Source organism: Staphylococcus pseudintermedius, from assembly GCF_001792775.2.
Taxonomy (GTDB): Bacteria; Bacillota; Bacilli; order Staphylococcales; family Staphylococcaceae; genus Staphylococcus; species Staphylococcus pseudintermedius.
On record NZ_MLGE02000009.1, the window covers coordinates 27,944 to 43,408 of the forward strand.

A 15,465-nucleotide genomic window follows, 5' to 3' on the forward strand; every position below is an offset into this window, starting at 1 on the left:
TTTGTGAAAGTTTTAATTTCTGGGTTTAAATGGGTTGAAACAACATCACACACGTGATATATTATGAACATGAAATTAATCACATTACAAACATACCCCTTTGTTTGAAGTGAAAAATTTCTCCCATCCCCTTTGTTTAGCGCCGTGTCAAAACACGGCGTTTTTTAATGCTTTCATTTCCTGTTTATTTACAATAATTCCCATATATGCGACGTTCAAAATCATTGATATTCCACTTAAACAACAAAATATTCCGTTTATAGCTGTATCTATCTAACTTATGAGTAGTGTGCTATATAAAAAGGGAGAGGGAGATATTGAGACATTTAAAGACAGTATCAAGTTAGGTCCAATATAGTGTTATTTATTAATCCTTCTTTGGTTAGCGATAAAAAATATGTGAACCTTTTATTAGAGACGATTTAGCTTCACTTTGATTTACCCATCATACAAATATATCCAAATAATAACTAGAATATTTAGTGAAACGTACATATTCCTACTATAAAACTGTACAATAGAGTTGACTAATGAATTAACGGAGAACCGTTTTTTTAATAGAGAATTTATAGAGACTGTATCAAACCATTAGAACAATGCTTGTCATTAAAGCATCGATGATAGCAACAGACATAACGTCACTTTTGCTTTGAGGAGGTCGTTGGTATGCGGATTTTGGCAATTTTAATATATCTTTTAGTGGTACTCATAAGGTTGAACATCGTAAATACGCCCTATCTAGATGAGAATACAAAAAGTCTTATTTTCATATTCATGACGTTGTTAGTGCCGACGTTTATTATTAGGCCGCTTTTTAATAAGAATACTAAAAACCTAATACCTTTAGACTATAAGGAACTGGAAGCGTCTGTAGAATTACCTCAAGGAACGAAAATGTATACGAAAGCATCACTACTTCTTAAAAGTGTATATGTTAAAGGTGACCGTTCTAAAAGTAGTATTGTGCTAAATCCTGAATTAATTGAAAAAGTCGATATTGATGAATTGAGATTTCTTATATATCATGAGGTGTGCCATATTAAAAATAATGACATCACTAAAAACCAATTATTTCGTGCATTGAGTTATGGTGTTTTACCTTTTTTACTTGTTTTCATTTCTGGGTTCATAGAATTTAAATCTATGAATCTCTTTATCGCTTATATTGTATTGGCAGTCATCATCTATTTGAGTGGTATGCTCTTATATTTTCTTCGCATCAGACATAGAGAATTAAAGTGTGACAGCTATGCAAGCATCCATACAAGCAGTGCAACCGGTATTCGTGCATTGATGACATTAAAAAGATTAGGGATTTTAAAGGATACAAAATTAGTTTTGTTTGCGAGCCACCCCAATTTAGATAAGAGAATACAAAATCTTAAAAATAGCTGAAATACGAATTGAAATCAAAAAAACAATAGCTCATAAAATGTAAAAACGCCTCGGATCTGTGTAGCAACTATCATTTCATAGATTCGAGGCTTTATTGATGTTGTCTCGTAGGTGGTTCCAAGGATAATTTTAAAATGAATGACATACGGAAAATATAAAAGAGAGGGCGCTTAAAATAAAACATAGTGCTCATAATTTTTAATTGACACTAAAGTAAAAAGAGGCTCCCCACAAACGAGACACCTCTTTACATTATCGACTTCCAGAATTCACCGTCTGGATAATTCAATTTTCTTACTTTCTGTTGCAACATTAATTTCTTTAACTCTTTTTGCAACGTTTTTTCCGGCCATTCATAAATAGTGAGTAACTCTTCCTCAGTCACCAGTTGCTTTTGTTGAATATACTCGCATAATTTTGGTGGTAAGCTTTTTTCTATAGGTGATCCCATCATTTCGTTAATGATATACGTATAAATATGGTACGGATAAAGCCCTTCCACTTTTAGCCCTTCAGCTTGAATATCCTCATTAAAAAAAACTAAAGAAGGGGCTTGTTCGACTTCCATTTCTCGTGCGATATGGAGGTCGACTTTCAAACTCTCACGCAATTGTCCATTTTTTAAATCGTCAAGGTAAACATCATAATCCAGCCCAGCATTAATAATACATTTTGCAATCATGTCTTCTGTTACAATATCGCGTTTCGGTATAATTTCATTTTGAATGAGATGCATAAAACGATGCGCACGTGCACGACCTTGGAGCTCTGCTGCTTTAAAGGCGAGTGCAATATTGTCTCGATCTGATGTACTTTGTGCCTGACATTTCGTGAGTACCCGCAATGATGGGTTTAAAATATGACGAATACGGATATATTGATGATATTCAATTCTTAACTTTGACAAAACGGCCGATAGCTTAAAACTGTCTTTGTCAAATGGATCAAAAAAAGAATAGATTTCGATCTTACTGACAGGTGAAAGATTTGAATCTTCACGACAAGTATTTACAATAGCTCTCAATTCTTTCGTCATGTAATTTCACCTACAATTAATTTTCTATATTGACCATGTGATTTGCTGTTAAACGTAATCTTTCGTACAAATAATCGCCCGCACCATGAGGAAGTTGGGCGTGCGTGATGGCAGTATGCATATTTTCAAGCCAAGCCTCTTTCGCTTTGTCATCGATAGGAAAAGGCAAATGGCGCATTCTTAACATCGGGTGGCCATGCTCTTGGGTATATAAGTCAGGTCCCCCTAAAAATTGCGTTAAAAACTGTTTTTGTTTACGTGCTGTTTCTGCAAAATCACCTGGAAACAAATGATTAATACGATTATCCTGTTCTACAAGGCTATAGAAGTGATCAATCAGCTGATAGAGCCTTTCTTGTCCAATCACTTCATAAGGCGTTTGTGTCATTTATATCACCGCTCATATGACTTATTATATATAAATCATAACATGAATTTTTACATTTCAAAGCAAAAACACTTACATACAAGATGTTTCGTGTTTGTAGCTGTACTGAATAGGATTTTTGGACAAATTGAAGGTACAAGATGACAATTTTTAAACGTACAAAAATTACCACCTACTTTGAACTCAACGTCATTCAATAGATTGAAATTAAGCTAAGTCATATTGCTTAACATCGTACATCACTTTATCCTCATCGTTCACTTTCAAATGTTATTTTTATTATTTTACAGTTTATGAAATAAGAGATAAAGAAAAACGCATAATTTGCTATAAAGCTTTTAAGTTTTTTATTGAAGTTTGCGTTGATATTCGAAAAAACGTTGCACTTTATTTTTCGGGACAACGGGTGATAATTTCAGCTGCGCCAATAAATTGTTAAAAGCTTGTTGACCGGCTTCGAAATCACGTACTTCAAACTCAAGTTCATAATCTTCAGTGCCTAAGTAAAGACTATGGTCAAGTACGAGTAACCCTTCGTCTGTCTGTGTTTCTAATCGATACGTCGTTAAAGCACCTAAAATTTTTAGTGCATCTAATTGAACGTGGCGCTGTTCAAGAACTTCACGTATGTCGTCATCGATATCAGAAGGTTTAAGTGTCATATTTTCTGCTGGTTGCATGTGGAATTGCGCATTATATTCTAACAGACCAACTGTGTCAGGGACTTTTAATGTCAGTTCAAAAGTACCGTCAGCCTTTTCACGAATACGCAATGCCATTTTTTGAGATTGTATTTGAAAATCAACCGTATCGATATAGTAATTGACTTGTTTAAAAGGGGTCTGACCTTTGAAATGTTGTGTTTTGATAGATACATAACTGTCTGCGTCCAATAATTGTTTAAATTCTATTTCACGTTCGATTGCCAATGAAATCACTCCTTATGCCATATTATGCCGAATTGAAACTTGATTGAAAAGTATTTAGAATAGGGTAGAGTTCACCAATGAGAGTGCGCGTGAATTGTGTTAAAATGTTAGGTGATGAGGAGGAAAGTATATGCGTATTTATGTCAACGAAGTAAAAATTCAACATAACCGTATTTTATGCTATACGGATCAACCTACAGAAGGTCTAACAGAAGTCGGGCAAATGCTCGCCGATAGTGACCGTCATGCTTTTGTTTATTTATTAGACGATGGCTCTTCATTCTCATACTTATTGTTTGTAGAAGAAACTTGGTCAATGCTTCACGAACATCGAGATAAAGAGATAGTCATTAATGATTCCTTAACGCTCACAAAGTTTTCTGAGGAATTAGATTACCTGCTCGATAATATTAAAGGTAATTCAAACTATGGGAAAGCATTTGTGTCTGCTGTTGAAGAAACATTTGAACTCGAATGAAGCGGAGTGAGGTAAGATGAACCAATGGGAAATTTTTCTAGCACCCTATCAACAAGCTATAGATGAATTAAAAGTGAAATTAAAAGGTTTGCGCAAACAATATCAAGTGAATGAACATAACTCACCGATTGAATTTGTCACGGGTCGCGTCAAACCGATTTCGAGTATTGTTGATAAGGCGAATAAAAGGGGTATTGCATTCGATTGTCTGCGTGAAGAGATGTATGATATTGCGGGACTTCGAATGATGTGTCAATTTGTGGATGATATTGATATTGTCGTCGAGCTATTGCGTCAACGAAAAGATTTCAAAGTGATTGAAGAGCGCGACTACATTAGCAATACGAAACAAAGTGGTTACCGTTCATACCATGTGATTATCGATTATCCTATTGAAACATTAGATGGAACGAAATCGATACTCGCGGAAATTCAAATTCGGACACTCGCAATGAACTTTTGGGCGACGATTGAACATACATTGCGTTATAAATATGATGGAGACTATCCACCAGAAATTCAAACGAGACTCGAACGTGCCGCTGAAGCCGCTTTTCTTTTAGATGAAGAAATGTCTGAAATCAAAGAAGAAATTCAAGAGGCACAAAAGTACTATTCTAAAAAGCGTGCCAGCAAGCATGATCATGATGATTGAGGTGTGTATAAATGCGTTACGTTATTTTATCTAAGGGAGATCCTAAATCAGAAGCATTGAAGCATAAAATGATGTGTCACATGCAAGACTTTAATATGATAGAGGATGCTGAAAACCCTGAAATTGTTATTTCTGTCGGTGGTGATGGCACTTTACTTCAAGCGTTCCACCATTATAGCCATATGTTGTCACGTTGCGCATTTGTCGGGATACATACAGGGCATCTCGGTTTTTATGCAGATTGGCTCCCTCATGAAGTTGAAAAGTTGGTCATCGCGATTAATAAAGCTGAGTTTCAAGTGATTGAATACCCTTTGTTAGAGGTGATTGTCCGTTATAATGATGAAGGGTATGAAACACGTTATCTTGCATTAAATGAAGCAACTATGAAAACTGAAAATGGCAGTACGCTAGTCGTAGATATTGATATTCGTGGTCAACATTTTGAACGTTTTAGAGGCGACGGGTTGTGTGTTTCTACGCCATCAGGTTCGACGGCCTATAACAAAGCGTTAGGTGGGGCGCTCATTCATCCGTCATTAGAAGCGATTCAGTTGACTGAGATTGCGTCGATTAATAATAGAGTATTCCGTACAGTCGGATCACCACTCGTATTGCCTAAACACCATACATGTCATGTCAAACCGGTTGATCACGGTACGATTTTGTCAACTGTCGATCATATTAGCGTCAAACATAAAAATGTGAACGCTGTCCAATACCGCGTCGCCAATGAAAAAGTACGATTTGCACGTTTTAGACCTTTCCCATTTTGGAAACGTGTGCATGATTCGTTCATTTCTAGTGGTGAATCATTGTGATTTTTAAATATCATGTGACGGAATCGACAACGTTAAAAACATTTTTATATGAACAACAATTTTCAAAAAAGACGTTGAGCGCCATTAAACAAGATGGCGCTCTCCTTGTTAATGGCACGGCACGTACTGTACGCTATTCTTTGCAAGTCGGTGATATATTGGAAGTCCATTTGCCGACAGAACTACCGAGTTCGTATCTTGAACCTTACGATGCGCCTTTAAATATTTTATATGAGGATACGTGGTTGTTGATTGTGGCCAAGCCGAGCCATCAAAACACAGCACCTTCACGTGAGCATCCACATGAAAGTTTGGTGGAGCAAGCACTGGCTCATATGCAAAAGCGTGGTGAACGCGGGATTCCGCATATTGTCACACGGCTGGATCGCAATACGATGGGCATCGTCATTATCGCAAAATCACGTCATATGCATCATCTCATGAATCAATGCGACATAGAGAAGTATTATGAATGTATTTGTGAAGGTGTTTTGACAGCAAAAGGCGAGATTGATCAACCGATTGCAAGAGCGTCAGATAGTATTATTAATCGAATTGTCTCGGAACAGGGGAAACGAGCGCGAACCATTTATTGGCCACTTAAAAATTTCAAGACTTATACATGGTGCCGTGTTAAACTTGAAACGGGTAGAACACATCAGATTCGTGTGCACTTTCAATGGTTAGGGGCGCCATTAGTGGGCGATACATTATATGGACAGGCACATCATACGTATCAAACCCAATTATTAAAATGTGCGGAGGTCAGGTTTGTCCATCCATTGACTCAGGAACGACTGACAATCAAGAGTGAACAGCCTCACTTCGAACAATTATTAACCACTTTGTAGATTTACAGGAACGATGGAGGTGGCAAACGTGGTGAACGACAATGAACAAATATTGTTAGATGGCGAAGAAATGTTCAACAAAGCTTTGTTAGATGATTTCATCGCGAAAGGGGATATTGACGGCTTTCGTGAAGAGTTTTTAGCATTGCACTCATATGAACAAAGTGAATATTTCGAAATAAGTGACGATGATGTCCGTCAAAAAATGTATCGATTTTTATCTCCAGAAGAAGTTTCGGAGTTCTTTGAGAATTTAGAGATTGATGAGGAAGATTACGAAGCATTATTTGAAACGATGAATGCGACTTATGCGAGTCAAGTGCTCGAGCAGATGTCTTACGATAATGCGGTCGATATTTTAAACCAGCTTTCCAAAAAGAAAATCGCGAGTTTATTAATGTTGATGAACCGCGAAGAAGCAAAAGAAATTAAAGCATTACTCCACTATGACGAAGATACAGCCGGCGGTATCATGACGACGGAGTATATTTCACTCACGATTAATACACCAGTACATGAAGCGTTAATGCGTGTGAAAGATCAAGCGCCAGACGCCGAAACGATTTATGTGATTTTCGTCGTGGATGAAGATAAAAAACTAGTTGGGGTTATCTCATTAAGGGATTTAATTATTGCCGAAAATGATGCGTACATTGAAGATATTATGAGTGAACGTGTCATTAGTGCCAATGTCGCTGATGACCAAGAAGATGTTGCGCAAACAATGAGAGACTATGACTTTATCGCGATGCCGGTTGTAGATTACCAAAATCATCTGTTAGGGATTATTACGATTGACGATATCGTCGACGTTATGGATGAAGAGGCGAGCGAAGACTACTCACGTTTAGCCGGGGTGTCGGATATCGATTCAACTGATGATACGATATTTCAAACCGCTTTAAAACGTTTGCCGTGGTTACTCATTTTGACTGTATTAGGTATGATTACGGCATCCATTTTAGGCTCATTTGAAGAAACGTTAGAAAAAGTGGCGCTATTAGCTGCATTTATTCCAATTATTAGTGGGATGTCCGGAAATTCAGGCACCCAGTCGCTTGCCGTGTCTGTCCGCAACATTTCAACAGGTGATATTAAAGAAAAAAGTAAGATTAAACTTGCATTACGTGAATCAGGCAGTGGCTTTTTGACAGGGATTACATGTGCGGTAAGTTTGAGTTTGATTATTATGTTGTTGTACGGCCAGCCTTACCTTGCATTGATTGTAGGGACAAGTCTGACCATCGCAATGACAGTAGGGACAACGATTGGTTCTGTGATTCCACTTGTGATTAATCGTTTAGGTATTGACCCTGCTGTTGCGAGTGGTCCGTTTATTACAACGATTAATGATATTGTCAGTATGTTGATTTATTTCGGATTAGCTACGACTTTTATGTCATATTTAACTTGAGGGGGTACCCATGGAATTTGTATCGCTAGTCGTCGTCATAGTAGCTGCTATGATTACGCCGATTTTGATTCATAGGTTGAAAATATCGTTTTTACCTGTTGTGGTCGCCGAAATTTTAATGGGGATCATCATCGGAAATTCGTTTTTAAACCTCGTACATCGTGACGAAATGTTAAATATTCTGTCGACGTTAGGCTTTATCTTTTTAATGTTTTTAAGTGGCTTGGAAATTGACTTTTCAGCATTTAAAAAGGATAAAGGTAAAGAGAAAAAAGATGAGGAACAACAAAGTCCAAGTCATTTTAAACTCGCATTGAGTGTGTTTATGCTGATTATGATTTTGTCTATTATACTTGCATACGCATTTCAATGGATGGGCTTAATTGATGATGTGCTGTTAATGGTGATTATCATTTCAACGATTTCATTAGGTGTAGTTGTGCCGACATTGAAAGAAATGAACTTAATGAGTACGACGATTGGCCAATTAATTTTGTTAGTCGCGGTATTAGCCGACCTTGCAACGATGCTGTTACTCACTGTCTATGGTGCGATACATGCATCAGGGGGTGGCACGATTTGGCTGATCGGTATTTTAGTTGTCTTTACAATTGTGTTCTATTTCTTAGGTGGCTTATTCAAAAAAGCACCATTTTTAGAAAAGTTAATGGCTGGAACGACACAAATTGGGATTCGGGCTGTATTCGCACTTATTATTTTACTTGTTGCGTTAGCTGAAGGTGTCGGTGCGGAACATATTTTAGGTGCCTTTTTAGCCGGTGTGGTCGTGTCATTACTCGGACCAACGCAAGATTTAGTTGAAAAACTCGACTCATTTGGATATGGCTTCTTCATCCCGATATTCTTTATTATGGTCGGTGTAGATTTGGACATTCCATCGTTAATTAGCGACCCTAAAGTATTACTCATTATTCCAGTGCTCATCATTGCGTTTATTATTTCTAAATTAATCCCTGTCATGCTGCTGAAAAAATGGTTTGATATGAAGACAACGATTGCGTCTGCATTTTTATTAACATCGACACTATCACTGGTCATTGCAGCGGCCAAAATCGCTGAAAAACTTGGCACGATCAGTGAAGAAATCTCAGGTATTTTAATTTTGAGTGCGGTCATTACATGTGTCTTTGTGCCGATTGTCTTTAAGAAATTAATTCCGATTCCTGATGAAATGCAACGTTCCATTAAAGTAGCTATGATTGGAAAAAACCAATTGTCGATTCCGATTGCACAGGGATTGCGTTCGCAGTTATACGAGATTTCATTGTACTATCGAAAGGACTTATCAGATCATCGCGTACTGTCAGATGATATTACGATGATTGAAATTACAGACTACCATTCAGATATATTGAAGCGGTTAGGTTTGTATGATAGTGACATTGTCGTATGTTCAACTAACGATGATGAAATTAATCGTCGTGTTGCATTAATGGCTAAAGCACACGGTGTAGAACGCGTGATTTGCCGTCTCGAAACGAATGACGAATCTCAGGAACTGAGCAGCCAAGGTATCGAATTGTTCAGTAATTTCCAAAGTAACCAAATTTTATTAAAAGGGATGATTGAGACACCAAACATGCTGAACTTATTAAGCAACGTCGAAACATCATTGTACGAAATTGGGATGTACAATTACGCTTTCGACCATATGCAGCTCCGTCATTTCCCATTTGGCGGCGATATTATCTTTGTCCGTATTATTCGAAACAATGAATCAATCGTGCCTCACGGGGATACACAACTCCAATATGGTGACCGTTTGATTGTGACAGGAACGAAAGAATACGTCGATCAATTGAAAATAGAATTAGAAATGTTTTAACTGAACTCAGACACAGTTTTGAAATATGGATGTTAACTATTTCAAGGCTGTGTTGCTTTCTTCAAAAGGGAAATACTTTTCAAAATTTAGTACCAGATGTTAATATTAATATAATCATGTCATTAAACGTAAAGGAGTAATCTACAGTGATGAATCTTGAAGGTAAAACTTTTGTAATTATGGGTATTGCAAACAAGCGTAGTATTGGTTTCGGTGTAGCAAAAGTATTAGACCAATTAGGCGCAAAATTAGTGTTTACATACAGAAAAGAAAGAAGTTTTAATGAATTAGATAAGCTTATCGATCAACTTAATCAATCTGAAAAGCATGTATATCAAATCGATGTACAAAGTGATGAAGAGGTTGTCAATGGCTTCGAAAAAATTGGTCAAGCAGTTGGCAAAATTGATGGTGTATTCCATTCTATTGCATTTGCACGTGTTGAAGAACTAAGAGGTCGTTTCTCAGATACATCACGTGACGGTTTTTTACTTGCGCAAGACATCAGTGCGTATTCATTAACGATTGTTGCACGTGAAGCTCGTAAAATTATGAATGAAGCGGGGAGTATCGTGACATCATCATACATTGGTGGCGAATTTGCAGTACCGAACTACAATGTGATGGGTGTAGCAAAAGCAAGTCTTGAAGCATCTGTGAAATATTTAGCAGCAGACTTAGGTCAAGATAACATTCGTGTGAATTCGATTTCTGCAGGACCCATCCGTACATTAAGTGCACGAGGCGTTGGGGGCTTCACGAGCATCTTAAAAGAAATTGAAGAACGCGCGCCATTAAGACGTAATGTCGATCAAGAAGAAGTAGGTAAAACAGCAGCGTACTTATTAAGTGATTTCTCTTCTGGCGTTACAGGGGAAAATATTCATGTTGACGCAGGTTACCACGCGATTCGATAAAACCAGTAAAACACGTACACCCTAAGTTCGTTATAAATCGAACTTAGGGTGTACGTGTTTTATTCCATTCTGAAAATGATTGAATTAAATTGGTAGCTATATCAATTTTTTTGAGCTTTCTCAAGACAACTGATACTTATACATTTTAATTTCCAAGTTTAGTGTAATGGCTTTTACCTCACTATGAAATAGAGCAAAAATTACTGACAATCCAAAAAAAATTAAACTGAAATAATTTTTCAATACTATGTCGCTATTTTAAAATAATCCATCCTATATGTAGAATTATTTATACATAAATACTTTTATTATTGGAAAATGTATACATTAAGTCTGCATATTTATTTTCATACTGTAATTTCTTACTTAAATCTCCTCTATTTTATTCATATTCACACATAAATATAGTCATTTTGAAATTTGTTTCAATAAATATAAAAGTTGAAAACTAATAAAATCCGTTATATATTGTAAGTGCTTACATAATTGAAAGGAGTTTTTAGAATGACAAATGAAATGATAGGATACGGTGTAGTTGGCGTTGGTTATTTTGGTGCAGAGCTTGCTAGAGCAATGAAAAAAAATAAAGGAGCGAAGATTATATCAGTATATGATCCGGAAAATGGTGAACAAATATCTTCAGAACTTGAATGCAAATGTGCGAATAGTTTAGAGGAATTAGTATCTGACAGTGAAATTGATTGTGTCATTGTTGCAACACCTAACAACCTTCATAAAGAACCAGTACTAGAAGCAGCAAAAAATAAAAAACATGTATTTTGTGAAAAACCTATTGCATTAAACTATAAAGATTGTGTTGAGATGGTCAGTGCATGTAAAGAGGCTGGAGTTATCTTTATGGCAGGTCACATTATGAATTTCTTTAATGGTGTGCATCATGCAAAAGAATTGATTCAACAAGGTGTAATAGGGGATGTGTTATTTGTAAAATCAGCTCGAAACGGTTGGGAAGAAGCACAACCAAGTATTTCCTGGAAAAAAATGAGAGATCAATCAGGTGGTCACTTATATCACCATATTCATGAATTAGACTGTGTTCAATTTATAATGGGGGGAATGCCTGAAAAAGTTACAATGACCGCATCTGATATTGCTCATAATGGTGAGGCATTTGGTGATGAAGATGATTTTATAATGATGAACTTAGAGTTCTCTGGAAACAGATATGCACATTTAGAATGGGGTTCAGCATTCCGATGGGGAGAGCACTATGTCATGATTCAAGGAACAAAAGGCGCAATCATGTTAAATATGTATGACACAGGTGGGACTCTGAGAGTTGATGGAAAAGAAACACATTTCCTAATTCATGAAACCCAAGAAGAGGATGAGAACCGTACTCAAATTTATCATGGCACAGAAATGGATGGTGCCATTCAATATGGTCATCCAGGAAAAAGAACACCACTTTGGTTAAATACATTAATTCATAAAGAAATGGAATTCTTTAACGATGTTATACACGGAAAAGAAGTATCAAGTGAATATTTAAAACTTTTAGATGGTACAGCAGCGGAAGAAGCTATTGCTACTGCCGATGCAGCAACTTTATCAAATTTAGAAGATAGAAAAGTTTCATTGAGTGAAATTTTAAATCGCTAACGACAACAAGGACGAATTCATTTAAAAGGTGATGAAAGATATGAAACAAAAAGAAGGGGCAGTTTCAAGCAGTCAAAACATGACCGCTATCAAAGTTGATGCAAAGCCATTTGGAATGAAAGATAAAATTGGATATATGTTGGGTGACATAGGTAATGATGCAATTTTAGGTCTCGTAAATAGCTTTTTAATGATTTATTATACGAATGTACTGGGTATTGCAGGCAGTGTAGTAGGAATACTATTTTTAATTTCAAGAATTATTGATGCATTTGCAGATGTATCAGTTGGACGTATGGTAGATGTAGCAGAATTAACGCCTGATGGTCGATTTAAACCGTGGATTAGAAGAATGAAGTATCCGTTTTGTATCATCTCATTACTACTATTTTTACCATTAGTTCATGATTGGAATGATGGGGCAAAGATTGCATATATTTTTGCGACTTACTTGATTTTTGGCGTAGTTTTATCAGCCATTAACATCCCATATGGTTCTATGGCTGCGGCAATCAGTGATCATCCTGATGATCGAGCGGCACTGTCAACATTTAGAAGTGTGGGGGCAGCAATAGGGATGTCTTCAACGGGATTTTTAATCCCAATGTTCATTTATACAACAAATGCGCATGGTGAAAAAACAATTTCTGGAATGAGATTCTTTATTATCGCAATCATTTGTTGTTCGATTGCTTTTATTGTATATAATATTATCAATCATATGTTAGTAGAACGAGTGCAAGTTAAGAAAAAAGAAAAAGTGACTGTAGGTAAACTATTAAAAGGCTTATTTACTGATAGAGCGATTCTAGTTCTAATCATAGTAGATTTCTTTGTAGTATTAACTCAAATTTTATATGGTACTACTACGACATATTTGTTCAATGATTACTTCCATAGCCCGAAAGCGATGTCAATTGCTATGCTATTTAACTGGGGAACAGTTGTATTAGTTGCAGCTCCTACAATTTACCTAGTAAGGAAGTTTGGTAAAAAAGAAGTAACTATGATTGCTCTACCATTTTCATCATTGATGTTTTTCTTGTTATTCTTCTTACACACAACGAACCCTTGGGTGTATGTCACTTTAATGTTTTTTGCAACAATTGGTTATTCAGTATTTAATGTAATCGTTTGGGCATTAATAACCGATGTAATTGATGCGCATCAATATAATACAGGTTTACGCGAAGATGGTACAGTTTATGGTCTGAATTCATTTGCAAGAAAAGTGGCTCAGGCGTTTTCTGGTGGTATTGGTGGATTTATGCTAGCGTTTATTGGATATCAATCTTCTACAGTTGGAGGTGCTATGCAATCTGAGGTTGTGCAAGAAAGAATTTATATGATATCAAATTTACTTCCTGCTGTATTATTCTTAGTTGCTGCATTGATTTTAATGTTTGGTTATCCAATGAATAAAAAGACGACAGATAGAATCGCTAGAGAATTAAGAGAAGAACGTGAAAGAATGCAAGTTAAAATATAATGAAGAAGATTATCAAATTGGGAGTATTATTTACACTAGTCAGTACGTTGATGTTAGCTTTTAATCAAGAGGTTCGAGCAGAAAATAACCCGGTCAAAGATCAAAGTATTTTCAAATCAGGCGATACAACCCAAGCGAATTATTTTAGAATCCCTGCATTGTATACGTTAAGTAATGGAGAAATGATTGCAAGCGCTGATGCACGCTATGGTGGGACACATGATGCAAAAAGTAAAATTAATATAGCGACATCTACTAGTTTTGATGGTAAGAACTGGACATCCCCTACATTTGCATTACAATTCCATGATTATGAAAGTCAATTGATAGATTGGCCACGTGATAATGTTGGGAAAAATAGACAAATTCAAGGGAGCGCTTCATTTATTGACTCAGCAATTGTACAAGATAAAAATACCAATAAAATTTTTTTAATGGCAGATATGATGCCAGCGGGTATTGGTAATAATAATGCCCTAAAAAGTGATTCAGGTTTTAAAGAAATTAATGGCAAATATTACATGAAATTAAAGTTGAATAATGAGAAAGGCTATAATTATTCTATCCGTGAGAATGGTACAATATTTAATGATAAGAATAACAATCCTACCATTTATAGTGTAGATAGAGATTATAATATTTTAAAAAATAACGAATATCAATATGTAACGCAATATTCAGTGAAATTTAATGGTTCAAATTTGCAGGAATACCATAATAATAATAAGGTTAAAATGAATATTTTCTATAAAGATTCGATATTTAAAGTAACACCTACAAATTATATCGTTTATACGACGAGTATGGATGGACAAAAATGGGGGCACCCTGAAATTTTACCGCCATTTTTAGGATTGAATCATAATGCATCCTATTTAAGTCCTGGCCAAGGTTTAGCAACTTCTACAGGGCGTTTAATATTTGCATCTTATACTTCGCAAGGACTTGTTTTTATTTATAGTGATGATCATGGAATAACTTGGCAGGCAACAAAAGCTGATTTACCTTTTAAGAATGCAACTGCAGAAACGCAAATGGTCGAATTAAAGCCAAATGTGATTAGAGCTTTTTTCAGAACTACAACTGGGAAAATAGGCTATATTACGAGTTTAGACAATGGTCATACATGGGACAACGTGCATTATTTAAGTCAAATCAATCAAACCCGATATGGTACACAAATTTCTGTAATAAAGTATTCACAGAAATACCAAGGAAAAGATGTTATTATTCTCAGCACCCCAAATTCAAGAACAGGAAGAAATAATGGGCAAATATGGATAGGTTTAGTAGATAGTAAAACAAATAATATTGACTGGATTCATCATAAACAAGTTGATGAAATCAATGTGGGTTATTCTTATTCAGCATTAACCGAGACAAAGGATTCGAAAATTTTATTATTATACGAAAAGTATGATTCTTGGTCTAGAAATCAACTGCATTTAAAAAATACTATGAAATACCGTGTTTATACATTTGAGGATTTGTTATCCAATTAGTTCTATTGTTTTTGTGTCAATTACTTTGACTAAAAAGTGAATGAAATGAGTAAAAGCGTGGAAACTAAAATGTGAATCAAATTTATAAAGGTAATTTGCACCCTGAAAATTAGATTTTAAT

Annotated in this window: 14 protein-coding genes; 11 read left to right on the top strand and 3 right to left on the bottom strand. The window is 35.8% G+C overall.

Translation table 11 applies throughout. The annotated features are described in order from the left end of the window. The first annotated feature begins 666 nt into the window (after positions 1 to 666). Positions 667 to 1,395 (top strand): M48 family metallopeptidase, encoded by a 729-nt coding sequence (locus tag BJK46_RS07640; protein ID WP_096533219.1) that lies wholly within the window; start codon positions 667 to 669, stop codon positions 1,393 to 1,395. Positions 1,396 to 1,642: 247 nt separating this feature from the next. Here the strand turns inward: BJK46_RS07640 and yjbH are convergent, their stop codons facing one another. The 3 genes from yjbH to BJK46_RS07655 form a co-directional block, all read right to left on the bottom strand. Further along, the gene (yjbH, locus tag BJK46_RS07645; protein WP_014614367.1) at positions 1,643 to 2,431 is read right to left on the bottom strand and encodes a protease adaptor protein YjbH; all 789 of its coding nucleotides are present in this window, start codon (positions 2,429 to 2,431) and stop codon (positions 1,643 to 1,645) included. A 16-nt stretch (positions 2,432 to 2,447) separates the two neighbouring features. Next, on the bottom strand, positions 2,448 to 2,819 hold the full coding sequence (locus BJK46_RS07650) for a truncated hemoglobin YjbI (RefSeq protein WP_015728888.1): 372 nt from the start codon (positions 2,817 to 2,819) through the stop codon (positions 2,448 to 2,450). A gap of 347 nt (positions 2,820 to 3,166) precedes the next feature. After that, a complete protein-coding gene (locus BJK46_RS07655) occupies positions 3,167 to 3,748 on the bottom strand; it encodes a CYTH domain-containing protein (RefSeq protein WP_015728889.1) in 582 nt (193 codons plus the stop codon). Positions 3,749 to 3,878: 130 nt separating this feature from the next. On the opposite strand from BJK46_RS07655, the gene BJK46_RS07660 reads away from it, so the two are divergent. The 10 genes from BJK46_RS07660 to BJK46_RS07705 all read left to right on the top strand — a co-directional run bounded on the left by BJK46_RS07660 (position 3,879) and on the right by BJK46_RS07705 (position 15,344). After that, entirely contained in the window at positions 3,879 to 4,226 is a 348-nt protein-coding gene (locus BJK46_RS07660; RefSeq protein WP_070407527.1) for a UPF0738 family protein, read from the top strand. 16 nt (positions 4,227 to 4,242) lie between these two features. After that, entirely contained in the window at positions 4,243 to 4,881 is a 639-nt protein-coding gene (yjbM, locus tag BJK46_RS07665) for a GTP diphosphokinase (protein WP_014614363.1), read from the top strand. Positions 4,882 to 4,892: 11 nt separating this feature from the next. Next, complete coding sequence (locus tag BJK46_RS07670; RefSeq protein ID WP_014614362.1) at positions 4,893 to 5,702, top strand: NAD kinase; 810 nt, start codon at positions 4,893 to 4,895, stop codon at positions 5,700 to 5,702. Continuing rightward, positions 5,699 to 6,553 (top strand): RluA family pseudouridine synthase, encoded by an 855-nt coding sequence (locus BJK46_RS07675; RefSeq protein WP_096533220.1) that lies wholly within the window; start codon positions 5,699 to 5,701, stop codon positions 6,551 to 6,553. Before BJK46_RS07670 ends, BJK46_RS07675 begins: the two co-directional genes overlap by 4 nt. A gap of 70 nt (positions 6,554 to 6,623) precedes the next feature. Continuing rightward, the gene (gene mgtE, locus BJK46_RS07680) at positions 6,624 to 7,967 is read left to right on the top strand and encodes a magnesium transporter (RefSeq protein WP_233509812.1); all 1,344 of its coding nucleotides are present in this window, start codon (positions 6,624 to 6,626) and stop codon (positions 7,965 to 7,967) included. 10 nt (positions 7,968 to 7,977) lie between these two features. Then, positions 7,978 to 9,813 carry a monovalent cation:proton antiporter family protein gene (locus BJK46_RS07685; protein ID WP_014614359.1) on the top strand — a complete coding sequence of 612 codons (1,836 nt, stop codon included), beginning with the start codon at positions 7,978 to 7,980 and terminating at the stop codon, positions 9,811 to 9,813. Positions 9,814 to 9,959: 146 nt separating this feature from the next. Beyond that, positions 9,960 to 10,730: an enoyl-ACP reductase FabI gene (gene fabI / locus BJK46_RS07690; RefSeq protein ID WP_037543489.1), complete on the top strand. Its 771-nt coding sequence runs from the start codon at positions 9,960 to 9,962 to the stop codon at positions 10,728 to 10,730. A gap of 504 nt (positions 10,731 to 11,234) precedes the next feature. Beyond that, complete coding sequence (locus tag BJK46_RS07695) at positions 11,235 to 12,353, top strand: Gfo/Idh/MocA family protein (RefSeq protein WP_014614357.1); 1,119 nt, start codon at positions 11,235 to 11,237, stop codon at positions 12,351 to 12,353. 40 nt (positions 12,354 to 12,393) lie between these two features. Next, complete coding sequence (locus BJK46_RS07700; RefSeq protein ID WP_014614356.1) at positions 12,394 to 13,842, top strand: MFS transporter; 1,449 nt, start codon at positions 12,394 to 12,396, stop codon at positions 13,840 to 13,842. Further along, positions 13,842 to 15,344: a sialidase family protein gene (locus BJK46_RS07705; RefSeq protein WP_233536062.1), complete on the top strand. Its 1,503-nt coding sequence runs from the start codon at positions 13,842 to 13,844 to the stop codon at positions 15,342 to 15,344. The genes BJK46_RS07700 and BJK46_RS07705 overlap by 1 nt, the downstream gene beginning before the upstream one ends. Positions 15,345 to 15,465: the final 121 nt, after the last annotated feature.

Excerpts from the sequence above, each read along its gene's own strand:
- BJK46_RS07640 (WP_096533219.1), top strand. The coding sequence starts at position 667 with ATGCGGATTTTGGCAATTTTAATATATCTTTTAGTGGTACTCATAAGG.
- yjbH (WP_014614367.1), bottom strand. The coding sequence starts at position 2,431 with ATGACGAAAGAATTGAGAGCTATTGTAAATACTTGTCGTGAAGATTCA.
- BJK46_RS07650 (WP_015728888.1), bottom strand. The coding sequence starts at position 2,819 with ATGACACAAACGCCTTATGAAGTGATTGGACAAGAAAGGCTCTATCAG.
- BJK46_RS07660 (WP_070407527.1), top strand. The coding sequence starts at position 3,879 with ATGCGTATTTATGTCAACGAAGTAAAAATTCAACATAACCGTATTTTA.
- yjbM (WP_014614363.1), top strand. The coding sequence starts at position 4,243 with ATGAACCAATGGGAAATTTTTCTAGCACCCTATCAACAAGCTATAGAT.
- BJK46_RS07670 (WP_014614362.1), top strand. The coding sequence starts at position 4,893 with ATGCGTTACGTTATTTTATCTAAGGGAGATCCTAAATCAGAAGCATTG.
- mgtE (WP_233509812.1), top strand. The coding sequence starts at position 6,624 with ATGTTCAACAAAGCTTTGTTAGATGATTTCATCGCGAAAGGGGATATT.
- BJK46_RS07685 (WP_014614359.1), top strand. The coding sequence starts at position 7,978 with ATGGAATTTGTATCGCTAGTCGTCGTCATAGTAGCTGCTATGATTACG.
- BJK46_RS07695 (WP_014614357.1), top strand. The coding sequence starts at position 11,235 with ATGACAAATGAAATGATAGGATACGGTGTAGTTGGCGTTGGTTATTTT.
- BJK46_RS07700 (WP_014614356.1), top strand. The coding sequence starts at position 12,394 with ATGAAACAAAAAGAAGGGGCAGTTTCAAGCAGTCAAAACATGACCGCT.
- BJK46_RS07705 (WP_233536062.1), top strand. The coding sequence starts at position 13,842 with ATGAAGAAGATTATCAAATTGGGAGTATTATTTACACTAGTCAGTACG.